A 24,514-nucleotide genomic window follows, 5' to 3' on the forward strand; every position below is an offset into this window, starting at 1 on the left:
GCAAATAAGCTAGTAATTAACAGCCTTAACCAACAATTATTAGCTATTACGCATCAATAGTTATTAACTTATGATCCGCCGTACCAAGTATTATTTAAAAAAGCCAAATTATAAACAAAAAAGCAGGTTAATGCCGCCCTTTAATAAGCATTCAGTTTGTTCCTGTTCTTCTTTTTATACTTAATTAAAGTAGGGTAATTCTCACCGTGGTGAGGGTTTTGCTTTTTATAGATAGGATGCATTCTGCTCCTATACTCTCTTTCGCCGTGCTGGTGGTTTACCTGTGTGGTACATTGCTTTAAAAAGCATTTTGGCAGCTCGGGTATGCGGTAGGTAAATCCAAAGGTTAGATAGGCCGCATTCATACTTTGAGAAATGGAAAGGTTACTTTCCGGCATGTTGGTAGTAAAGCTCTTAATATCAAAAGAAGGCCTTACAAACAACTTAAAATATTCAGACATGTCACGTTCAAAGGTAGCTCCCAGGTTTACATACACTCCTTTGTCCATCACTTCTTTATTAAACTTTTTAGAGAGGTTGAAAGCCCCAATATTAGCATCTACAGAAATGCTGTATTCATAATAGCGATATACCCTTGCTCCGAGTATCAGGTAATATTTTTTATAGAAAGCACTACCAAAATCAGGCTCAAAGCTGCTGATCTGGTCTTCATAAACGGTAGGCTTAAAAGTACCCGGGCGATGGTATTCAAACATAACACCCCCTCCTATTTTATAGCGATCAAACTCCATATGCACGGTGAAGTTGAGCGGTATGCTGGTGCCTGGGGCTTTAAATCTAAGGTCTGTGGTGTCACTGCTTACGGTAAAATCATTAGGTCCGGCCGCGATGTTATTAGTGGTTTTTACATCATTAAACCAATAGTTATAGCCTATGCCTCCAGTTCCGCTGGGGTTAGCATCATAAATAACGGGGCCATTATCCTGCTGGTTCACCAAGGCAAAACCATCCAAATCTTGTCGGTAAAAGGTATGACCATAACCGGTAGAGAAGCTCCAATGAAATTTACTCAAAAAGGTTCTCAGGCCTCTTCCTTTAGGCTTAAGGTAAAAATGATCTAACGGAATAGACGCTTCCTCATCATCCTGCTCTACCTGTGCAGTAGCGGTATGGAATGAAAAAGCCACCAGGCCCATTACGACTGTGAAAATATAAAAAAGTACTTTAATCCTTTCTAAGATCATTTTATAATATCTAGCTGTGGGACTCAGGCTTCACTAACTCAATTAAACTGGTATCCGAAAAAAATGCCCACATCTCTTAAAACAGGCAAAATTAAAAAATATTATGTTCAGGACATCAGTTTTCTATCCTTATTTTACCTCAAAGGTTCTACAGAACGAGTCGAATACAGGTATTTGGTGAAGTCCCAATTTTTCTCCGATATCTATAATCTTCTCATATTCCACCTTAGAGATGCTTCTTTGCTCCACTATGTCTGATTCATCATTTAAAATAACAGTACTCAAAAACCGTACAAAAATATAAGGCACGGTCATCAGATCTCTGGCAAAGCGCTGCACAGGATCTATCATATCACTTGATTTCATGCTGAGCAGTTGCTCTTTATTAAAAGTATGCTCCATACAATGTTTGATCACCTCAAAGAAAGGCTGCTCCCAAGCGGCATAGTTTTTAATGAGATAATTCATAGCATGAGCTACCGGATCTATCTTCATGAAATAACCGCCTTTAGACATTTTTCTGGCCATTTTATTGAGCGCCAATTCTTCAAACAGACTGATGCTGCCATTAGCTAGCGCCACTCCTATAGCGGGAGTCATCATGATAAGTGAAAGGAAGTCATGGTTAGTGATTTCCAAAAGGCTTACTTCGCCTTCAATGAAAAGCTGCTTAGCTTCTAAAGTCACCTTTCTTATCTCTGGCATTTCTACCAAAGTGGCTATTTCATTTTCAGAAAACATGAATAATTAATTGATAAATAGTTTGATTAATAGTCAATATAATACTTTTTATGCTATAAAAAAGGCCCGCAATAACATTACGAGCCTTCCTTAATACATTCTGTTATATCAGGTCATACTGATTACTCAGCAGTTTCGCCTGTTACTTCAGCTTTAATAGCTGCATATTTTGTTTTTAGTTCTTCGTCAGAAGCTAGTTTAGATTTGATAGCGTTATATGCTTTACCTCCGTCAGGTAGCATTTTGGTAGCCAAGATTTTAACTACATCACCAATAGCCTCTTTTCTTTCTTCTACCATGTTGTTGATTTGATCCATGAACTTGTTTTCAAAGTCGCTAGCTGCTTCTCCTGATCCACTTTTCAATTCAGAATATCTTTTACCGTCTATTCCTTCTTGATTTTTAATCATGTCATTAAGAACCACACTAATTTCCGACTTCATGTCATCGATAACCTCTTCCATAATGGCATATCTTCTTAAATTTTCGTCAGTTAAATACTCATCATCCTGAGCCTGAGCTGTTCCGAAAACCATTACAGTAAAAAGTGTTGCCAAAATTAAATTGATCTTCCTCATTTATTCGTTTTGTTTTTATTTATAAATAATTGATTCCTTACATACAAAACCTCGAATAAAGGCTTTTTGATTTATTAATTCAACTTTTTCGCAAAAAAAAGCCTCAGTATCTGATAATTAGTGCTCAAGGATAAAGCTTTACTGCATAATCTAAAGAAGAAAAAGTCTGAAATATAGTTTCTCCTGATTTTACATTATAAACAAATTCCTCTTTCTGATCGCCTTTATTGCCTTTCATTTCTAAAGTAATGTGCTGCTCTCCTTTTTTTAAAGGTACACGCGTATAGTAAATGCTGTGCGGCAGCGTCTGCCAGTTACGTGTATCCGCCTTTTCTGTTATGGCATTGAAAAGGCTTACGGCAGCACCTAGACCATCCTTTTCATTTCGGGCGGCCTCTTCAGCGGCCTTTTTTAAAGCTACTCTAAGCAGGGCTTTGCCAAATTCTTTTAACATTCTATCTTTCAAGCTCTTAAAGGCTATTGCGTTAACATCTTCAGCCAGCTCTAACGGATATTGATTTCCATTAACACTCAGGTTAGCAGCTGAATATACCGTAGGTCTCTCTTTATATTTAGGGAAAGCTACCCTGAAAAACTCCAGGTCTTCAAGCCCGGACTTGCCTGTTTCTTTATCATAACTTACCGGGAAAGGAAAGTTAAAGCCATATTCATCATTAGTGAAGTTAACTACTCCGCCCTGGCCTTTTACCACGGCAAAATTGATGCTCCACTCTGTTTTAACCGGGCCAAGGCCGTTATGCCAGAAGAAGACCAAATCACCACCATCAGTGCGTTGGTATTTATAATTTTCCATACCAAACTCCTTTTTATAAAGATCATACTCTTGCTGAAACCCTGTGAGATAAGCTGTTCTGAGTATGTCTTCTTTAAGTTGGTCAGGCACGCTTACGCCAAACATATCAGCGTAATCGTTTTTATATATTTCTAAAGCGTTTCTATAAGCGATAAAGGCATTGTTATAATCATGCTGAGCATCATATATTATGCCCATTAAAGTATGAATAAAGGCATCTTTCTGATATTTCTTATCGCTTTTATATTTGTCACTAAGCTGATCGAGCCTAATGTTGAGTCTTTTACATTCTACCAGCGCATTGTCATACTGGCCCATGCGCAGATAATTCATGGCTTTGTAATAAAGCATCATGAGGTTTTCATGGTTCTCTCCTTTGTATGCTACAAAATTAGGGTTGGAGAGCATGGAAACGGCCTCATTGACATAGTTAGTTTGGTAGTCTTCTGTATATAGGTAGGCCTTTTCGAGGTAACGATTACTTTCTTCGTATTCGCCTAGCATAGAGAGCACTACTCCTCTATTGAGATAATATAAAAGCCTGTTTTTACTTTTTTCAAGCTTTTTGCTTTTTTTGGCAAGTGTCTGATTAGCAGCATTTAACTCCCCCTTCTCAAACTCATAGTTAAACTCCTGATTCACTTCATAGTAGGTGGCACATGAAGCAAAAACAGTTAATAGTATAACAACCTGAACTTTAAAACCCCTCATAGATCTTGAATGATACGGAAATGATATCTTAAAAAAATACCGACTCTCAATTACAATTAATTAAGAGCCGGTGAAAGCCATATTAGTTTTCTATATACTTTTTGATTTCCTCTTGTCCGTACCAAACTCTTTTGTTAGTCTCCAGGTCAGTAAGGTAAAGGGTGGTGATATAGTTCACTACTTTTTTCTTGTTATAAGTATCTGTTTCAGAAGTCATGGTTCCGAATAGCATAAGGTCTGCACCATATTCTTTTCCCCAGCTAGCAGCTGTTTCTGGTGAAGAGAACTCTTGTTGGTCTGCTCTTTCTTCTCTTAGTTTCTCTCTGAATTCAGCAGATTCTACTAGGTCAGCAAGGCCTGAGTTGAATATTTCCATCTCAAATTTCTTGATGTAGTTATCAGAATCAATATGCTCGCTGGTTTTATTTTTTATGTAACCTACAATAATAGCTGGAGTTTTGCCATTATCACTTGAATATTGCTGATATCTGGGGCTGTTCAGGAATTGCTGAACCATTTTATTTGCCACCATCTTTGAGTCAACATCATTCCAACGGCCGCTAAGATCAATCTGCTGATCAGGACTCACTCTTGTTACTGTTCTCTGAGAACACCCAAAAAGCACAGCAACCGAGAAAATGGCCACAACTAAGGTTTTTATAGAATTTTTCATAAATAATTGATTTAAAACAAACCTGACAAAATTAATAAGTGTTATAAGTAAGTACTATATTTTTACAGCAAATTTAACATTCAAAAACCTTGCCGATAATGTGTTAGGCACTGCAAATCGGTTATTAGAAACATCACTCACCCATGTATAAGATATAGGGTTAGAAGTACCTAAAAGGTTCAGTATTTCGGCACTAATTATCAATTGCCTTTCTTTTTTATACTTTTCTTCCTGTATAAAAATAATTTTCGAAAAGCCTACATCTAGTCTGCGGTATGAGCCACCGTTAAAAATATTTCGTCTTTCTAAATCTTGTGGCGGACCAAAAGGCAGACCAGTACCAAACAATAAGTTGAGACTAACCCTTACAGTAGGATTTGAAGGCAAATGATCCTGAAAGAAAACGGCCATGTTTACTCGCTGATCCGTTGGTCTTCTGATGTAGCTCTTACTATCTCCTGCTACATCTTCTCGCGTATTCAAAATGCCTAAGCTAAACCATGATTCTGTTCCAGGGATAAATTCACCACTCAGTCGCATATCAAGACCGGTAGCGTAGGCTTTGGTGTCATTATTGGCAAAATACCTTACTTTAACATTATCAATGTCATAGGCAATGGCATTTCTGATTCTCTTATAATAGAGCTCACTGATAAATTTAAAATCTCTGTCCCACCACTTAAAGCTATAGTTCATGCCTCCAATAATGTGCATAGAACGTTGAGCTTTAAGGTCCTCATTCAGCTCACCCTGATAATTTCTTAGCTCTCTGTAAAATGGCTGCTGCTGATAAACACCAACCGCAGCATTAAAGGTAATATCTCTCTCCCACTTCGGACTGTATGAGATCTGCGCTCTGGGGCTTACTAGAAACTGCTCATTTACATCCCAATAATTTACCCGAACACCATAAGTGGCAGAAAACTCCGCGTTAAAATAATGGGTATGCTGTACATAACCGGTGTAACGATTGCTTTCCAGTTTGTTCTCCGCTTCCAATGATTCTATATCAATTACATAATCAGAAGAGTCCCTGAAAGAATATTCATTGAGCTGATCCTCAATGTTTTGATAAGAATATCCTAAACCAAATTCCAATGTATTCTTGTCATCAATTTGATAGACGTTGCGATCTTCTGCGTTAATTATGTTGGCTTCCAAAGTGTTTCGGCCATAGTCATAATTAGACCCGATTCCTCTTATATATACACATTCGTTAAAAGAATTGCTACCCAGGTTCCGATCCACATCGCATAAACGATAAGCGCCTTCCACATCAGTATATTCTCGCTCAAGACCATAAACTCCAGACACAATTAACTTCGAAGTCCATCTGTCATTTATATGCTTGGTCAGCTTAATTCCACCCTGGTAAGTGTCATACTGGAGGATTTCCTGACCATCGAACCCCACAAACAGCCTAAAGGATTGATTGAAAGTACCAAAGTCCGTTTCTCTACTCTCAGGCTCAGTTAAATATCTATTTCTGGCGTAAGCGGCCAAAACACCAATTTCAGTGCTTTTATTAAGCTTATAATTAACAAAAGCCTGCATATCAGTAAATCGAGGTAAGTACTCACCTTCGGTTTCCAGCGTATTTAAAAGGTATTGTGCTGATTTGTGCCTCACACCAGCTACATATGAAAGCCTTTCGTCATTATTAGTGCCTTCTATGTGGGCCGAGCCACCTAATAAATGTAAGCTTGCTGAAGCTCCAAAAGAGTTAGTTTTTTTATAGTTGACATTGAGCACTGAAGATAGCTTATCACCATACTTGGGCTGCCAGCCACCAGCAGAGAACGACACATTTTCCACCATATCCGTATTCACAAAACTAAGTCCTTCCTGCTGGCCATTGCTCACTAAAAACGGCCTGTAAATGGGTATTTCATTAACATAAACCAGGTTTTCATCAAAGTTACCACCACGCACAGAGTAGGCTGATGAAAGTTCATTATTGCTCACCACACCTGGCAATGTGGTTAAAATCTTGTTAAAATCTCCAAAAGGAGTCACTAATGATTCAGCTGAAATGGGTTTGATATGGGTTACACTGACCTCTTCATCATTAGTTCTATAGTCTTCTACACTGATTTCATGAAGTACAGCGGCCTTTTCTTTAAGGTGATAGGCTCTTTCTAAAAACTGATTTGACCGCACTTTTATAGTATCGAAGACAGGGTTATAGCCCACATGCCTTAGTTCTATAATATAGGTGTCAGGTGCTAGCGTAAGTTTAAAAAGGCCATTAGCATTAGTAACGGTTCCTTTAGTGCTATTAGCTAATTGTATGCTTACTCCTTCTAAAGTATGTCCTTGTTCATCATGAACAGTGCCTTTTAAGCCACTTTGGCCGTATGAGAAAGAGTAGGTTAAGGTTAGGAAGAATAATAAGGTTGAAAATTTCATGTGAAGGTTAAACGTTTTTTAAATCCAGTATAGTACCTTTTGGGTCTTCTGATTTAAAAACAAAACTGCCTGCGACTAAAATATCTGCCCCCGCATTGAGTAATTTGCGAGCATTACCTTCCTTTACGCCTCCATCTATTTCAATCAGAGTATGAGCATTAGCATCTATAATTATCTCCTTGAGTTGTTTCACTTTTTTGTAAGTGTTCTCAATAAACTTTTGCCCTCCAAAGCCTGGATTGACTGACATTATTAATACAATGTCTATTTCTGAAATAATATCTTCCAGTAACTGCACATTGGTATGCGGATTCACAGCTACTCCCGCCTTTATACCTAGTTCTTTTATTTGCTGAATATTTCTATGCAAATGTGGACAAGCCTCATAATGAACGGTGATAGATGCAGCTCCGGCTTCATAAAATTCTTGCACATAATTTTCTGGTTGCTCAATCATTAGGTGAACATCCAGCGGCTTTTTAGCATGTCTGTTAATAGCTTCCGTTACCGGAATACCAAAGGAAATATTGGGCACAAAGCGGCCATCCATTATGTCTACATGAATCCAATCTGCATCGCTCTCATTGAGCATCTCTACTTCACTTTGAAGGTTAGCAAAGTCTGCAGCTAAAACTGAAGGTGCAATAAAAGGTTTACTCATGTCGCCAAAGATAGACAAATCAACTAGTATTTAACCACTTTGAAGTGGTAGCTTTTGCTATCAGCTTGAAGATGGAGGAAATAAATTCCTTTACTTAAGTTAACTTTCATTGAATTTTCGCTATTGAGGCCGAAATCAATGGTTTCTTGCAGTACTAATGATCCATCTTTCGAATAGAGCTTGAGTTGTGTTTTTCCAATAATACCTGTAGTGCTGATATGAATTTCATCACCAATAATAGGGTTGGGATAAACCGTAAAAGGACTTTCTTCTCCCTGCACATCCACTCCCGAAATGATGTATCTATAATTAGGAACTCCGTAGCCATGTACATTGTCAGGATTGCTGGAACGAGTAGCATTTTGCAGCATAAGACTGCGAATGTCCTGAGCACTCAGCTCTGGGGTTTGTTGCCATAAGCAAGCTGCAAAACCAGCCACCAAGGGAGTTGAATAAGAAGTACCTGAAGCCGAAGTGGTGCTTCCTGATTCTGAAACAATGCTGGTTCCTGAGCCCAAAGCCATTAATTCGGGTTTCAACCTTCCATCGGCAGTGGGACCACCTGAGCTAAAGAAACTGACACCGTAATCAATGCCAACTGCTCCAACGGACACTACACCTTCAGCATCGGCAGGTGAAGTGATATAATTCCAGCTGCTTCCTCCTTCATTTCCTGAACTTACTACCACTAAAATACCTCTTTGGGTGGCATAATCTGCTGCTTGGGCTACGATAGTGGTATGACCATCAAAGTCATCATAATCATAATTCATACTACTATCATCGAAATCAAAATAACCTAAAGAAGAACTTATAATGTCTACCCCAGCACTATCAGCTCTTTCTGCAGCAATGAGCCAGTTATATTCTTCAATGGTGTATTCGGTTTCACTATCTTCTGTAATAAAAAGCATATAATCAGAATTGTAGGCGCTGCCCACATATGAATCTTCAATAAACCCAGCAATGACCGATAAAACCCTGGTGCCATGGTTGCTACCAGCATCTATACTTTCATGGTTACTCACCATGTCATAAGTGTAAACAAGTCTACTAGAATCATATAAATGTTGGAAGGCTGCTATATCAGTAATTCCGGAAAAGCCGCCATCTAATACTGCTATAAACATACCATGGCCAGTAAAACCTTCTTCATGTAATAGGTTAAGCCCCATCATGCTTAGCTGGTCATCTGTGTTGGCATTTTCGGTCATGGCCTCTGATTCATTTTGAACTCGACTTGTTCCGCTAAGTTTACTGCCTGGAGCCAGCAATTTTACTGAATCTACAAAATCGAGAGCGGTAATGTCATTAAGTAAAGAGGACTCTGTTTGTATTAAAAGACCATTGAGCCAGCGTGACTCATAAAAAACATCGATGCCTAAGTCTCTAATTTCTTGAACATAGTCCGGGTTTACAGGCAAATCCTTTTCATTGATTTCTATTCCTGACCGAGATCTTCTATCAATGGCCTTCTGAGATAAAAATTGTGCAGGATCGTTAATAGAATACGGTGTGTTATCCTTATCAGATAAAAATACCATATATCGGTTCTGAGCATTCGCCGCTGAAAGGGCTATAATGGCAAATATGACAGCAAGGACAGGTTTAATTCTTGCCATAATCAATTAAATATTGTCGATATTCATACCCTTCAATCACTTGCTGCTGCCCGATACAGTCTGCATCAGTACAGTATTGTAGAGAGATATCTTCTTTATAAACCAACCCCACATTTCTGCCATAAATTTCATACCTACGATCGAGCTGTACCGTAAAATCCTGATTATCATTTTGAACTACGGTAACTGTTGAGTTAATAGTATCAGAAATGGAGGTTATATAGGAAGAATTGATACTATCCATTTCATAAATATCTTCTTCGTAAGTATTAGAAGCATTACCATCCCATTCTTTGCCATTTTCCACTGGCAAGCTCAGTTTTATGTAAGGAATATTGTCTTCAGTCTGTATGATCTGATAAGGCGTAATTCTTACTGGCCATGCAGAACGGAACTGCCACTCCATATTTTCATCAGCCCTTTCAGAACGATGTGTAATGTAAGTGAGCGTATTCGTTTGGTTATAAAAAGAATCTACCACTTCAACCTTTAATTCATAGCTGGTTTGTTCTACATCTCCAGAAATGCGATAATTAGTGTTATCTACATGGTAAATCTGAAAAGTCCCCACTTCTATCGGATAAAAATCAAGCCCCAGTCTGGATTCATCGGGCTCCGCATCTTCTGAACTACAGGCGGCAAAAAGTATAAATATTAAAAAAAGCTTCTTCATCAATATGGTCAAGTTAACTAAAGAACAGCAAATTTTAGAGACAATAAAACAAAAAAGCTCCAGACATTCGAACTATTGCTCAAAATACCTGAAGCTCAAAAGAACTTATATATTAGGATTATCTTTTAATTGATAGACTCTCTCACTTTACCAGTATATTCTCTAAGTGCAGTTTTAAAGTCTACATTATCGTCATTCATCTTGTTAATGATAAAAATAGCCGCAAAAATATGCGTAAGTTGCTCACCTTCATCATCTCCTTTTACTGTGATTGCTAATTCATTTTCATTAACCAAATCTTCTTCAGCTTGGATCAATTCTTCTAACTGATGATTTTCAACCAGTCTCTTAATTTCCGGAATCTTCATTGCTCAATTAGTTTAATTTACTTAATAATTCTACTACGCCATCCTCTTTACTAGTAGAAACGGTTCCTAGTAACTCACCTTCTTTAAAAACAGCAAAGAAAGGGAGGTTAGTCACTCCGGCTAGTTTTCTTGCTTCTGGATTATTCTCAGCATCTACATCTACAAATTTTATGTCAGAAAAACGCTCATCACCAGAAAGCCTTTTAAACTTAGGAGCAAATAGCCTGCAGCTACCACACCAACCTGCGAAATATTTTACTATTACTTTATCTTCTTCTTTTATGGTTGAAGAAAAATTATCGTCTGTTAAAACTTCTACTGCCATGTCTTTTAGTTTTATGCTAATTTATAAAATTTTCTCTTTTGTAGTCTAACGTCCTTCTCGAACAATTGTCATGCGAATCAAATTATTTTGCCTTAGTTTTGCCCGAATTTTTAATGGATTTTGCTGATCAGCTAATAAGAATTATCTATGGCGTTAAAAACATTTGTTAAAGTAAGCTCTGTAAATAACCTCTCTGATGCGCGTTATTGCGCTGGTATGGAAGTAAACCAGATAGGCTTTTCTTTAGAAGAAGGTAATGAAAGTTATATTTCCCCTGAAAAATTCAGTGAGCTCACTGAATGGTTATCAGGAGTTGAATATGTAGGTGAGTTTGAAAACTATTCTACTGATAAAATTAAAGAAGCCCTACAAAATTATGATGTAAGTTTTGTTCAAGTAATTGATGCTCAGCAGGTAAAAGAGCTAAGTAATGATTTTTCTGCACTTATACTTACTACTACGGCTAAAGAATTGATTGATATTGATAAAAATTTACCTATTGAATATTTATTGGTTAGTGGTAATGGAAATGAGTGGACAGAGGAAGAACTAGATATTATTCATCATTTTAAAGATACCTATCAGATTCTTTTGAGCTCAGGAGTAGATGAAAATAATATTGAAGAATTGCTCCAAAAAACGGGCGCGGCGGGCATTGCGCTTCAAGGCGGAAATGAATTAAGACCAGGCTATAAGGATTATGACGAACTGGCAGATATTTTAGAATCGCTCGAAATGGACGATTTGGACGTGTCTTAAAAGTATTTACAAAATTTATCAAAGTCACATTGAGGATCTCGGATTGTCTTCCTATTCAAAAATAAAGAAGAATTTGAGTGACCTCAATATGACTTAATGGTTATTTTCAAAACGGCTCTTATATTATTTACCGCCTTTTAATAGAACTCTTTCCTTTCTTACGTTCAGAAATTCGTGTATCCATTAAATAAGATACTCCTATTTTAAGAGCCATATTTTTACTTTCCATAGAATCCGTAAACAGAACAATATCCCTAAATTCAGCGGCATCGCCTTTTCCTAGATAGGAATGTCCCATTTCAAATCTAACATCTACAGCCAAAGAGGATACTCCCGGAAATTCGAAAACTAGCCCCCCTCCTACGTTAAGGCCTAATTGAAGCCTGTTAGGATCAGGAACCCCAAGTTCATCAGGAGCGGCTTCTGAATAGTCACTATCAAATTTCAATTTATAGTCAATTCCGTAAATACCTCTTTCTAGAAGTTCCACTGACGACACGGAACCATGACCACTTAACCAATAGCTAAGGGTAGGCCCAGCACCAATATACCATTTGAAGGCCTTGTCTTTTCCTACTTCTTTCTTAAAATCCACTCTATATAAAATAGGTAGCTGAATATGATCAGTATACATGGTATACTTTAAAGATGGGTCTATTTTACTTTCTACTTCTTTACCCATTCTTGAATAAAGTAAGTCAATTTCTAAGAAGAAACGATTTTTCACTCTAAAGGCGGTAGTGATGCCGGCAAAATAATTTAATACAGGGCTTACGCTGACTGAATCTCTATAATCTGCGTCAGAATATCTTACCCAAGTATATTGTACTCCTGCTCTTGGTCCAATTAATAATTGCGATTTGGCCGGAGAAATAGTCAAAAAATAGAATATAAAAGAAAAAAATATTATATTTAAAAGTCGGATTCCGAAGTTGTTCATGGGCTACGTCGATACATTTTTTGTCTTAAATTTTTTAAGCCAACTATTATTCATTTTTTTTGCACTTGTGAAGTAACCCAATTTATAATTTTTTTTACAGTGGGAATGTATTTATTTTGAGATAAATTTCAATTGATGTACTTTATGGGGTGGCTTTAAGGTATTTATGATTTTTTTATACCAGATTTTTCTGAATATAGGACTCCTTAATGAGTAAATATTTTTTTATAGTACTACTCTTTTTGGCATGGAAGGTTAATGCACAGCTTGCTCCAGTGTATAATCATTTCTATAATAACCCCTATTTGATAAATCCTGCCGAGGCAGGAATATCGGGTTATATGAGTTTTGATTTTAATCACAGGCAGCAGTGGAGAGGAATTGAAGGAGCTCCTGTAGTTTCTACTTTTACGTTTCAGACACCGTTCAGCTATAAAAAGGCTTCAGTAGGCGTAACCATACGTAATTTTGAAAGAGGGTTGTTAAATACAAATGACCTCTTGTTTACCTATAGCTATAGGGCATATTTAACGAAGATCACTACGTTGAACTTTGGTATTTCTGCAGGATTAACCTCTAATACCATTGATCTCAATGCTATTGATGATCCTGATGATCCTGTTCTTTTGGAATACACCAGCAATAATATGCAGCCGATTGCTAATGCAGGAATTAAGCTTACTTCAAAAAGTGGCCTTAATATTGGGATAAGTCTGCCCAGACTTTTTAGCCCTACCTATTTGAATCCGGATAGTTTCACCTCTTATGAGTTTTCTCCATTTGATGAAGTGCAGTTTGTTACCTACTTCAAAAAGCCATTAGAAAAGAAGATTGTAACTCGTAAATATGGTAGAATGAAACGGCGGGTAGAAATTGAAGACCCTTATGCTCCATTACAGTTATATTTCTTATACAAATACTCAAAGGTACAGGATCAACGAATTGAGGTTCTGGCTACACTTAACTTAACAGAAAACTTCTGGGTAGGTGGTGCTTATAGAATGAATTATGGAGCTTCTGCCCTATTAGGTTTCAAAATTAAAAGCTTCTTATTCAGTTATGCTTATGAACCGGCGTCAGAATATGTTGAAGGGCTGGCTCAGGGAACTCATGAAGTGCAGTTAACCCTTAGGATCGGTGAAAAGAAAAAAATGGAGCGTAGTAAACCAATACTTCGTACATTGGAGAAAACAGAGACGCATAGAGCACGTTTCTCTGCTGATGAGATATCTGAAGGTGGTGATGACCAGGGTGATGGCAATATGAAAAAGTATTATGTTGTTATAAAATCATTCAAAGATTTCAATTCTGCGGATGAATTCGTACGTAGAATGGCTGAGCGAGAATTGTATACCAACATTTTTTATAATAATATAGATAAGAAATACCATGTTTATAGCTTCCAGACCTATAAATTGAAAGAAGCCAATGAACAAAGAAGGGCTGTTCAGGAATTAACTAAATATAAAAGTGTTACCATCATTACAGTTCAGCAATAAATATAAAGGTCACTTGATGTTATGTTTACTATAAACTCAGACTATGCAAACTAAATCTTACCATGTAAGAAGAATCACTCTTCTATCCATATGTCTATTGTTGGTAAGTGGTGTTTTGTGGGCCCAAGTTCCTGATATTGCTTCCGTTTCTCCTGGATATGGATATGCCGGCCAGACAGTAACTATTACGGGTAGTAACTTTAGCGCCTCCTGTGTGGTAACATTTGGAGATGCCAGAGCTAATGTAATTTCTAGAACTTCACAGATTATACAGGTTGAAGTACCTGCTCATGCTACCTTTGAGCACGTTAAGGTAACTAATACTAATGGCAACTCTGCCTTTAGCCCCTACCCCTTCATTCTGAGTTTTGGAGGAGAAACCGGTTTATCAGCTAGTGATTTTAGCGCTGAGATTAATCAATCTACACAACCAACACCTTATGATCTTGTTATATCAGATTTCAATAATGATGGTAAAAATGATATTATAGTCACTAGTGCAGGAAGTAATTCAATTCAAATATTGCAAAACAATACTACAACTGTAGGCGCAGCCAGTCCGAGCTTTACGGCTTCCTCTTATAGTTTACCATCTACTGCAACTACCTTAAATATCACTTCAGCAGACTTAAATGGTGATAATAAACCTGAAGTGATTCTCTCAGAAGCCAATGAAACTGATCCTTCTAGTCGAGTTTTCATATTGACTAACAATAGTGGGGCAAGCATTGGTTTTGCTGCCGCACCATATATAGTAGATATAGCTTCTTCACAAACTAAATTAGTGGATATAAGTGATATTGATGGAGATGGTAAGCCTGATTTAATAGTTTCTGATCAGGCCGATAATGGAAAAATATATGTGCTGAGAAATACTTCTGGTGGCTCTGTCTCATTTGCAGCACCGGTATCCTTAAATTTGGGCAGTTCGTTGCAAACAGGCCCATTGTTAGTAGATGATTTAAACAATGATGGAAAGCCTGATATAGCCGCAAGTCTGTATTTTACAGATGGAGGTGGCCTATTTGTGTTCCGAAATAATAGCACACCTGGAAACATTCAATTCGGTACGGTGAGTGCCATAGCCGCTGCGGGTACAATTGTAAACTTAAGAGCCTCTGACATTAATAGAGATGGCAAGCTAGATTTAATAGCATCAAGATACCTCAGTAGTGATGTGGCATATTATTTAAACACGTCAAGTAATGGCGGCGCGCTTTCTTTTAATGTAAGTGCAAGTAATAGAGTTGCTGCAGGTAACCGCCCGTGGGGATTAGATTTAGGCGATATTGACGGAGATGGATTTGAAGACTTTGTTGTTGGCAATTCTAATGCCGCCGTTGTTTCTGTTTTATATCGATCAGCCGCATTGAGCTATCAAACATTAAACTTAGGGGTTTCTGACAGGACTAGAAATTTAAAAGTGGGTGACCTCAATATGGATGGAAAGCCAGATATTGTATTTACCATTTTTGCGCAGGCAAGAATAGGAATATTAATGAATAGAAAGTGTGTAACCCCTGTTTTGAATGAAGAAGGTCCGCTAACAGTCTGCTCTTCTAACCCTGTAGATCTAGAAACTCAGGAGATTCCAAATGCCACCTACACTTGGTTAATGGACGGGGCAGTACAACAAACAGGGGCTGACAATACCTATACGGCAAGCACCTCTGGTACTCATACTTACGAAGTAACACTTTCACAAGGAACATGTGCTGAAACCTCTGACCCAATCAGCATTGAGGTAGTTACTTCTTCAGCTGCCTCTTTCGCTATTACTCCAGTAGATCCAGTATGTATTGGCGGAACAGCCACTTTGCAAGTAACCGGTAATGTAAGCGGTAAAACTTTTGAGTGGTCGGGACCTGACAATTTTACTTCCACTTCAAACCCTGCACAAGTATCATCTTTTGCTGCAATAGATGTGGGTGAATATAGTGTGGACATTTATGATAATTCTGCAGGTTGTTTAATTGCCACAGAGACTGTGTCTGTTCAATCGGTTGATGTTCCAAGTTTTGCTGTTTCCGCGTCTGAAACAGCTTCTTGCCAAGGCAACCCAATTACTTTAACAGTAAGTCCATATAATACATCAGATTATTCTTATCAGTGGGCGAATGGATCTGGCAATATTTCAGGTGAAACTGGATCTACCCTTTCGGTAAATACACCAGGAACACAGGAATATTATGTTAAAATAACAGATTTAAACAATGGATCTTGTCCTGATATTGAATCTAATTCCCTTGAAATATCAATGCTATCAGAACCAACGGCTTCTTTTAGTGCTGCAGAAGATGCGTGCACCCAACAGAATGTGTTATTCACCAATAATAGTACGGTAGATGCTAATGCCACTGTCAATTATCGCTGGACTTTCGGTGATGGTGCCTTTTTGGAAGAGGAAGAAGTAGGTCACTCTTACGGGGTTCCAGGTACCTATGATGTAATATTGGAAGTAAGCTATGAGGGCTCTACTTGCTCTGATACTTTCACTAAAGAAATTGAAATTATAGATGATGGGCTTGATGTAGAAATAGAGGCATCTCAAAATCCCATGTGTTTTCAGGAAGAAGTAACTCTAACTCTTGCTAACGTATCAGACAATTATCAAATTGAATGGAGTACGGGTGAAACTAGTAATGAAATTACAGTATCTGAAGCCGGTAACTACTCAGTTATGCTTGTAAACACTGATAATGGTTGTGATAACCTGGGTAATATCACCTTGGATGAATATCCAGAAACCGTAGTTAATATCACTTCTGACAGTGTCACAGTATCTCCGGGAAGCAATGTACAATTAAATGCTACAGGTCTCGCTAATTACTTATGGTCTCCTGGCAGCTCACTTAATGACTCAACAATTGCTAACCCAATAGCTACTGTAAATCAATCTGAAACCTATACAGTGGAAGGGACAGATAATAATGGGTGCTATGGCATGGCCAGTATCGATCTTTTCATTGCTACAGATATGGTGGGTAACATAATCAAACCAAAGAACTTCTTCTCTCCTAATTCAGGAGATAATATAAACGACTTATGGGTCATTGAGAAGATTGAACAATTTCCAGAATGTGCAGTAACTATAATCGATCAATCCGGAAATCTATTATATGAGGCTCAGCCTTATAATAATGACTGGGATGGCACTTCTAACGGACAAATGTTGGCCGATGGTGTGTATTATTATGTGATCAAATGTGATGGCTCAAAAGTGACAAAATCAGGAAGCATAACCATTCTTAGATAAGAATATGTCGCTTCATCGGCAATAATTGTCAACTCGTCTTTAATATGCTATCTTTGTATCACTTTTTTACGATTTAGCAGTTACAAAACCCCTTCAAATCCTATCAATGACCAGGGATAAAGTGTAAAACGCATTGCTTATGAAAAAATTGGTCATTTTATTGTCACTCCTACTGGCTGCTATTAGTGGCTTTGCTCAGGAAGTGTGTAATAACGGAATAGACGATGACGGTGATGGCTTCATTGATTGCTATGATCCGGATTGCTCTGAAAGCGAAGATTGTAACGGATTTTATTTTGGAAATGACGCTACTTGTGAGTATAAACCAGACAATTTTGCTGATTTCACAATGGAGCTAGATTTCCAATCTGATAACCGAACCGCAGATCATTTAGGTAGATTGGCTGTTGGTGATTTAGATGGAGATGGAATACCTGAAATAGTTACTAAAAGTAGAAGAGGTAGAAGAATAACCATACTAAATGGTCAAACTGGAGAAGTGAAAAAGAGTGACTAACACACCTCGTGACCTCATGTGGTACCTAGCAATAGGTAATGTTCCCAATCCCAATGGATCATATCCTGAATCTTGTGGAGAAATTTTTTCAGTAGAAACTGGTTACTATATTACTGCATATAATTGCCAGTTGCAAGAATTATGGAGAACCGAAAGATTCAGCAGAGATCCGGTTCATCCTAGCTTAGCCGATTTTAATGGAGATGGTCAAGTAGAAATTTACTACAAAAATGAGATTAGAAATGCCTCTACAGGTCAAGTCTTAGTAGCAGGCACACCAAATGATTGGGATAACCTAAACGGGGGGCCTGTTGCAGTTGATATGTTGGGAGATGAGGATCTAGAGTTAGTAGTAGGTGATAAAATTTATTCTGTAGATTTAGTTGCAGGTACGCTAACGTTAGAAAGGCAGATGCCCGGTTTCTATAGGCCAAAAATTAGAGAAGCCGCAACAAGTATTGCTGATTATAACCAAGATGGTTATTTAGACGTCATTATGACTGGTAAAATGGCTCTTGGTGGTGGTGGTCATGGAGACTATACCACAGTGTACTTTTGGGATGTTCATAATAATATAGTAAGGACATATCAAGACCCCAGCTATAACTGGAAAAATGGCACAGGAAGACTAAACATTGGTGACCTTGATGGAGACGGAAAATTAAATGTTTCTTATGTGACTGGTCAATATTTATATGCATTAAATGAAAATTTCGAGTATTTATGGAAGAAGTCAATTAAAGAACAAACCTCTGGATATACGGGCTGTACATTATTTGATTTCAATGGTGATGGCAAAATGGAGATTGTCTACAGAGATGAAGAGTATCTCTATATTATTAACGGTGATGATGGCTCAGATAATACTACTATAAAGTGCATATCACGAACTAATGTGGACTATCCTATAGTGGCAGACGTTGATGCAGATGGCTCAACAGAAATTTGTGTTGCCTGTGCTACCAATGATAATATGTCATCAGGAGAATTTAATAATGATGCCAATTGGGAAAATGGTCAGGTTCGAGTATACAAATCAGCAACAGAGCCTTGGGTTCCAGCAAGAAGACTATGGAATCAGCATACATATTTTAATGTTAACGTTAATAATGACCTAACTATACCGAGAAGACAGCAAAAACACCACCTTATTTGGTCTGAGGAAACTTGTACTGACGGTGAAAATAGACCTTTAAATGGATTCTTAAATCAGTCCCCTTATTTAAACTCCTACGGTTGCCCTACTTATGCACGTCCTAATCTAGGAATTGTAGAGGGGTCACTTACGGTTGAGCCACCACACTGCCCTGAAATGGATTTTACGGTATCTTTTCAGGTTACAAATACAGGTGATAAAGATCTCACAGGTGAACTTCCAATAACATTTTATCAGAATCATCCTCAATCAGATTCTACTGTAAGGCTTTCGACAGAATATTTTACTTTCAATAACTTTGATGTGGGCGATGTTTATGAAGTGACGGATATCACAGTGACAGGCCCAGGATCTGCTTTTACTTTATATATTGTTTTAAATGACAATGGAACAACAGTACCGTTACCAGATCCGTATAAGGGGAATACCGATTTTATTGAGTGTGATTATGATGATATAGCATCAGCTGATGTTGTTCCTATTCCGTTTGAAATCTCAGTAGCCACTACGCCTGATATAAGATGTACCACTGATGCCTCTCCTAATGGAACAGCAAGAGCCTTTAGACTTATTGATGGCAATGAGGTGACTTCAAATTATGATTTTTATTGGTTTAACCCAGGCAATGACGTTACAGGAACCCCAGATTATGAAGGTGCTGTATATTCAGGTATACCATCAGGTACCTATTCTGTGTATGCTGTGCATAAGACGGCACAGTGTAATTCGGAAGCGGTGGGTGTGGTAACAGTAGGTTCTGAACAAAAACCTATAGTAGCCCAAATACATGAGAACCGTGGTGATAATAGCTGTACGAAACCTAATGGCAGGTTAACAGTAAGTGTTTTTGATGAAGATGGCAATCTGCAACCAAATGGTAAATATACTTTTGAGTGGTACCTTGGTGACTTAACTTCAGGGGAAGTTTTAAACACTAGCCCTACAGTCAATAATTTAACCGGAGGTTTGAGTTATACAGTTATCGTAACCGAGAAATTGACTGGATGTTCTACTATTGAAAGTATGAACGTAACCGATAACCGCGTAACGAGCACTGTAACAGCAACAGCGACAGACATCAACTGTTCTAATGCGAATTCAGGTACAGTTTCAGCCAATGTTGGAGGTAATACTTCAGACTATGATTTTGAATGGTATTTTGCAGCAACTCCGTTACCTACAGTAAGCGCAACAGGAGCTACTTTGGATAATTTACCAGAAGGAGATTATACCGTAATTGCTTTTGCTAAAAATAGTGGGTGTTCTTCAGATACTGTTACTGTAACTATTAACCAAACAGTACCTCCAGTAGCTACTGCAGTTAAAATATCAGATAATTATTCTTGTGATGATGACCAACCTTTAGGTACAGCTCAGGCTTCTGCTACTGGTGGTGCCGCTCCATATACTTATGAGTGGTATTTAGGTCAAAACACTACTGGGACAGTTTTAGCGAGTACAGCCACTGTAAATAACTTTGCAAAGGGTATCTACACTGTTAAAGTTATTGATGCAAATGGTTGTTTTGATACCGCTGAAGTAACCATAGATAACGATAGGATAATTCCTGAAATATCAATAGATAGTAAAACCAATGTTACTCAATGCTCACCTTTTAACGGTAGTATCACTGTTGGAGTAGATGAAGATGGGAATGCTGGGGATGTTTCTGATTACACTTTTTACTACTATTTTGGGGCATCAGTACAACCTAGTCCAGACTTCACCGAAACGTCGAACACTCTTTCAAATTTAGCAGCTGGTACTTATACGGTAAGAGCAGTTAATAACGTTTCCTTCTGCGAGGCCTCTAACATTGAAACCGTTACTATTGATGGTCCGCAAATAAGAATTCAATTAAATGCCTCTGCATCTAGCTTCCCTAATGATTGTAGTGAAGATAGCGGAGTATTGGCTATTAACGTATCTCCGAGTTCAGCAGATTATGATATCTATTGGTATCAGGGCAATGTAGATCCAGCTACCGCTACCCCATTCTTAGAAGGAACTAATGTATTTACCGCCGCTTCCTTAACAGCTGGTAACTATACTGTACTAGCCAGAAACCTTACTACTCATTGTGAAGAGAGTGCAGTATTCTATATGCCACAAAATGATGGACATCAGTTAGACTTAAATACGGTGCAGACGGCATCATATTGTAGTGATGATAATGGGAAGATTCAGGTATCTTTAAATCCTACCACTATAGACCCTTTTGATGAGAGTTACTATGAGATCATTATATATGAAGGAGACGATGTAACAGGACAACCTTTGGATAGTCGTTATGGCGTGAAAGATCAAACTGTTTATGAATTCACTAATTTACCTAGTGGAAACTATTCGATAACAGCACGTCCTACTGATCCGGTTATTGCTGTATGTCAAGATCCAATTGTAAGAGCAGAAATAGAACTTATAGTTGAGTATCCTTCAATTACTGTAACGACCAATAATGATAATACCTATTGTACTGACACAGGTGGAGACGGTAATGGTGAAATAATAATAGAGATAGATGGAGGTGCCAGACCACTTTCAGAGTTCGATATTGTGTGGTATGAAGGAGAAAATAATGCTACACCTATCGACCTCTATCATGTCAGCAGTAATGATCATTTAATAAACCTAAGTCCTGGTTACTATACAGTAGAAGTGGAAGATAACACTCAATTTAGGAGATGTTTGACTACACGTACTTTTAGAATATATGATGACCGCCCTACTATTTCAGTACCAAGAGCTGATATTGCAATTACTAACATTGTTAGTTGTGACCCAAGCCATAATGGTAGTGTTATTACAATTACGAATATCCTTGAGGATGGTGCTCCTGCAAATTTGGCAGATTACACTTTCCAATGGTTTGATCCTAATTCAATCCTTTTAGGTGATACTGATAGCCAGATAGAAGATGTTCAACAACCCGGCACATATTCTGTAATTGTGACACATGATGACAGTCATTGTAAAACCGCAAGTATAGAATTTACTATTGAGGATGAAACTATTGATAATCCTAGCATAACATTGACTGACTTTTCAAATCCATCACAATGTGTGTTTCCTGAGCAAGTAGGAATGCTCGAAGTAGAAGCTTCTGGCTCAAGTACATCTGGATATACGTATGAATGGTTTCATGGTACCACTACATCAGATCCTCCTTTGAATGCAGCTAATGTTTCAGGGACAAATGGAGAAATAGCCACTGATCTAGATGGGTATAATTTCTACACTGTTAGGGTAACTAATAATGATAGTTATTGTACAACCAATGCTACTTACCAAATGGATTTAGATACTAAGGTAATTGAAGTAAGTCCGGATTCTGTTATGGTAACTAACTGTGCAACATTGAGCAATGGTGCTGTGTCAGCAAGTGTAATTCGAAATGGTTCTAACAATGATTATTCCTTTTCTTGGAGTAATAATGATTTAGGTACATATATCGGTCAGATATGGAATCAAATTCCTCAAGGGGAATATACTGTTATTGCTACTAGCAATATTGATCCAAGTTGTGTTTCTGCACCTGAAACCGTAACAGTCATCAATGATTTAGTAATGCCTGAACCAGTGGTTGAAGCCTTTGCGCCTATGACTGTTTGTGATGAGGAATATGCAGACGGTGCAGCCAGGGTATCAGTTGATGGTACTATTATAGGATATATGTTCCAATGGTTTGAAGGTACCGAAATCACTTCTCCTGTATTTACAGGATCAGAGGTTTCTAAGTTGAAAGCTAGTATTCCATATACAGTTATGGCTACTGATAATACTACGCAATGTACAGGAACAGATGAAGTGCAAGTAGAAATTAGTCAACCAGCAGCTTTTGTGCCTACTATTGAAATAGAGGCTCATGATATTGGATGTTATGAAGTTCCAAGAGGTATTTTATCAACTTCTGTAGAAGGAAGTACTGTAGGTTACACCTTCACGTGGTATGAAGGATCTGAACCAACAGGTTCTCCGATTGGAACAGGTGAAAGAATCAGGAATTTGGCTGAAGGTTTTTATACTGTAGTGGCTAAGAACAATGTTTCTCATTGTACAGGTATAGCGACTGCTGAAATTCTTCATGAAGAGTCATACCCTGAATTTACATTCTCATTTGTAAGTCCTGACTGTAGTACTCCAAATGGCGCTATTACACTCGTGCCAACTAATGATGTAAATATTGCCAGAGTAATCTGGACAGTTCAGGGTGGTGATCCTGCTGATGAACTTTACAGAGGATTTGTTTTGGGAGATGTTCCTGAAGGTATATATACAGCTCATGTTTATTCTAGTGCCCAGTGTTATGTGAGTGAAGATGTTGAAATACTATCAAATCCTACACCACATAGGGGTATATCCAGGCATAGTGGTTCTCAAAATGATAAGTTTTATATAGATTGTATTGAGAATTTCGAGGAAAGTATTGTCAAAATATTTAACCGTGCTGGAACACTTGTTTATGAGACTGAAGGCTACAATAATGAAAGTAATTTCTTTGATGGAGTCTCTAACAAAGGATTAAGTGTAATGGGAACCGACTTACCTGATGGAACCTATTTCTACATCATAGATAAACGAGATGGTACTAAACCATTAGCAGGATACTTAGAAATTGTAAACTGATACTAGTATGAAGTTATTTTTTAACCTTAATAGAAATTGTCTGGCTCTTGTTGTTGTACTTGTTTTTATGTCAGCTATAAAAACACAAGCCCAGCAATATCCAGTTTACTCGCAATACATTTTTAACCCGTTAGTGATCAATCCGGCAGTAGCAGGTAGCCACGTACAAGTGAGCGCTACTGCCATGTATCGAAACCAATGGGTTAACTTTGACGGAGCACCCAAGACCTTTTCCTTTAGTGCGCATACATCATTACTAAAGAATAAAATTGGTGTAGGCATGTTAGTGGCAAATGACCAGATAGGTAGCTATAATAACAATAGCGTTTTTGGTAGTTATGCCTTCATCATTAGATCAGGAATGGGAACATTTTCTATGGGTTTACAAGCAGGTTTTAACTTAACCTCTGCAGATTTTAGTGACTTAAATTTAGTGGATCCGGGGGATGCTTCATTCTCCACTTTTGATAATAAGTTTAAGCCTAACTTTGGAGCTGGTGTATACTATAGTAATGATTTATTCTTTGCTGGTTTTTCGGTTCCTTTCATTCTTACTAATAGTGTGGATCTAACAGATACTGAAGACCTCGTTAATGGAGTTAAAGAAGCAAGGTATTATTATTTACACGGTGGTATGATGCTTCCATTAAGCAGAATGAAAACTGTAGTGTTTAACCCTGCCATATTGGTTCGAGCACAAGAAGGTCAGCCATTAAGTATGGATTTGAATGCTGGTTTTATATTTTATGATGTATTTAGTGTAGGAGCTTCTTATAGAAATGTAGATGCTATAGTCACTTACATTCAACTAAAGATCAGTGATTCTTTAAATTTCGGTTATTCATACGACTGGACTTCGTCAGATATCAATCAGTATTCTGCTGGTACACATGAATTTTCTTTGAACTATAGGTTCCGAATTAGAAAGATTCATGGTAACGTGGAATGTCCTAGTGTGTTTAAATTCTAGAGAAGAATAAA

Annotated in this window: 18 protein-coding genes; 6 read left to right on the forward strand and 12 right to left on the reverse strand. The window is 37.8% G+C overall.

What is annotated here, in order from left to right; genetic code table 11:
* Window positions 1-140 precede the first annotated feature (140 nt).
* The 11 genes from LVD15_RS21835 to LVD15_RS21885 all read right to left on the reverse strand — a co-directional run bounded on the left by LVD15_RS21835 (window position 141) and on the right by LVD15_RS21885 (window position 10,780).
* Window positions 141-1,205 (reverse strand): hypothetical protein, encoded by a 1,065-nt coding sequence (locus LVD15_RS21835; RefSeq protein WP_233777317.1) that lies wholly within the window; start codon window positions 1,203-1,205, stop codon window positions 141-143.
* A gap of 129 nt (window positions 1,206-1,334) precedes the next feature.
* Window positions 1,335-1,946: a hypothetical protein gene (locus LVD15_RS21840; RefSeq protein WP_233777318.1), complete on the reverse strand. Its 612-nt coding sequence runs from the start codon at window positions 1,944-1,946 to the stop codon at window positions 1,335-1,337.
* A 122-nt stretch (window positions 1,947-2,068) separates the two neighbouring features.
* Window positions 2,069-2,524 carry a hypothetical protein gene (locus tag LVD15_RS21845; protein ID WP_233777319.1) on the reverse strand — a complete coding sequence of 152 codons (456 nt, stop codon included), beginning with the start codon at window positions 2,522-2,524 and terminating at the stop codon, window positions 2,069-2,071.
* Between the two features lie 124 nt (window positions 2,525-2,648).
* Window positions 2,649-4,049, reverse strand: coding sequence for a COG3014 family protein (locus LVD15_RS21850; RefSeq protein WP_233777320.1), 1,401 nt, complete (start codon window positions 4,047-4,049; stop codon window positions 2,649-2,651).
* Between the two features lie 82 nt (window positions 4,050-4,131).
* Window positions 4,132-4,722: a penicillin-binding protein activator LpoB gene (locus tag LVD15_RS21855; RefSeq protein WP_233777321.1), complete on the reverse strand. Its 591-nt coding sequence runs from the start codon at window positions 4,720-4,722 to the stop codon at window positions 4,132-4,134.
* 54 nt (window positions 4,723-4,776) lie between these two features.
* On the reverse strand, window positions 4,777-7,131 hold the full coding sequence (locus LVD15_RS21860) for a TonB-dependent receptor (protein ID WP_233777322.1): 2,355 nt from the start codon (window positions 7,129-7,131) through the stop codon (window positions 4,777-4,779).
* A 7-nt stretch (window positions 7,132-7,138) separates the two neighbouring features.
* Window positions 7,139-7,792, reverse strand: coding sequence for a ribulose-phosphate 3-epimerase (rpe, locus tag LVD15_RS21865; protein ID WP_233777323.1), 654 nt, complete (start codon window positions 7,790-7,792; stop codon window positions 7,139-7,141).
* A gap of 23 nt (window positions 7,793-7,815) precedes the next feature.
* Window positions 7,816-9,414 (reverse strand): S8 family peptidase, encoded by a 1,599-nt coding sequence (locus LVD15_RS21870; protein WP_233777324.1) that lies wholly within the window; start codon window positions 9,412-9,414, stop codon window positions 7,816-7,818.
* Complete coding sequence (locus LVD15_RS21875; protein ID WP_233777325.1) at window positions 9,401-10,087, reverse strand: hypothetical protein; 687 nt, start codon at window positions 10,085-10,087, stop codon at window positions 9,401-9,403. Before LVD15_RS21875 ends, LVD15_RS21870 begins: the two co-directional genes overlap by 14 nt.
* 125 nt (window positions 10,088-10,212) lie before the next feature.
* Complete coding sequence (locus tag LVD15_RS21880) at window positions 10,213-10,455, reverse strand: DUF6952 family protein (protein ID WP_233777326.1); 243 nt, start codon at window positions 10,453-10,455, stop codon at window positions 10,213-10,215.
* A 7-nt stretch (window positions 10,456-10,462) separates the two neighbouring features.
* Entirely contained in the window at window positions 10,463-10,780 is a 318-nt protein-coding gene (locus tag LVD15_RS21885; protein ID WP_233777327.1) for a thioredoxin family protein, read from the reverse strand.
* 147 nt (window positions 10,781-10,927) lie between these two features.
* Between LVD15_RS21885 and trpF the strand changes: the two genes are divergently transcribed.
* The gene (gene trpF, locus LVD15_RS21890) at window positions 10,928-11,539 is read left to right on the forward strand and encodes a phosphoribosylanthranilate isomerase (protein WP_233777328.1); all 612 of its coding nucleotides are present in this window, start codon (window positions 10,928-10,930) and stop codon (window positions 11,537-11,539) included.
* Window positions 11,540-11,666: 127 nt separating this feature from the next.
* Here trpF and LVD15_RS21895 read toward each other — a convergent pair whose 3' ends face one another.
* On the reverse strand, window positions 11,667-12,419 hold the full coding sequence (locus LVD15_RS21895; protein WP_233777329.1) for a porin family protein: 753 nt from the start codon (window positions 12,417-12,419) through the stop codon (window positions 11,667-11,669).
* A 269-nt stretch (window positions 12,420-12,688) separates the two neighbouring features.
* Here LVD15_RS21895 and LVD15_RS21900 point away from each other — a divergent pair, with 269 nt between their 5' ends.
* The 5 genes from LVD15_RS21900 (at window position 12,689) to LVD15_RS21920 (ending at window position 24,503) form a co-directional block, all read left to right on the forward strand.
* Entirely contained in the window at window positions 12,689-13,978 is a 1,290-nt protein-coding gene (locus tag LVD15_RS21900; protein ID WP_233777330.1) for a PorP/SprF family type IX secretion system membrane protein, read from the forward strand.
* Between the two features lie 43 nt (window positions 13,979-14,021).
* Window positions 14,022-17,234: an FG-GAP-like repeat-containing protein gene (locus LVD15_RS21905; RefSeq protein ID WP_233777331.1), complete on the forward strand. Its 3,213-nt coding sequence runs from the start codon at window positions 14,022-14,024 to the stop codon at window positions 17,232-17,234.
* Between the two features lie 139 nt (window positions 17,235-17,373).
* On the forward strand, window positions 17,374-17,751 hold the full coding sequence (locus LVD15_RS21910) for a hypothetical protein (protein WP_233777332.1): 378 nt from the start codon (window positions 17,374-17,376) through the stop codon (window positions 17,749-17,751).
* Window positions 17,752-17,767: 16 nt separating this feature from the next.
* Complete coding sequence (locus LVD15_RS21915) at window positions 17,768-23,533, forward strand: T9SS type B sorting domain-containing protein (protein WP_233777333.1); 5,766 nt, start codon at window positions 17,768-17,770, stop codon at window positions 23,531-23,533.
* A 7-nt stretch (window positions 23,534-23,540) separates the two neighbouring features.
* Window positions 23,541-24,503 (forward strand): PorP/SprF family type IX secretion system membrane protein, encoded by a 963-nt coding sequence (locus LVD15_RS21920; protein ID WP_233777334.1) that lies wholly within the window; start codon window positions 23,541-23,543, stop codon window positions 24,501-24,503.
* Window positions 24,504-24,514 lie beyond the last annotated feature (11 nt).

It is taken from the genome of Fulvivirga maritima (assembly GCF_021389955.1).
Lineage (GTDB): Bacteria > Bacteroidota > Bacteroidia > Cytophagales > Cyclobacteriaceae > Fulvivirga > Fulvivirga maritima.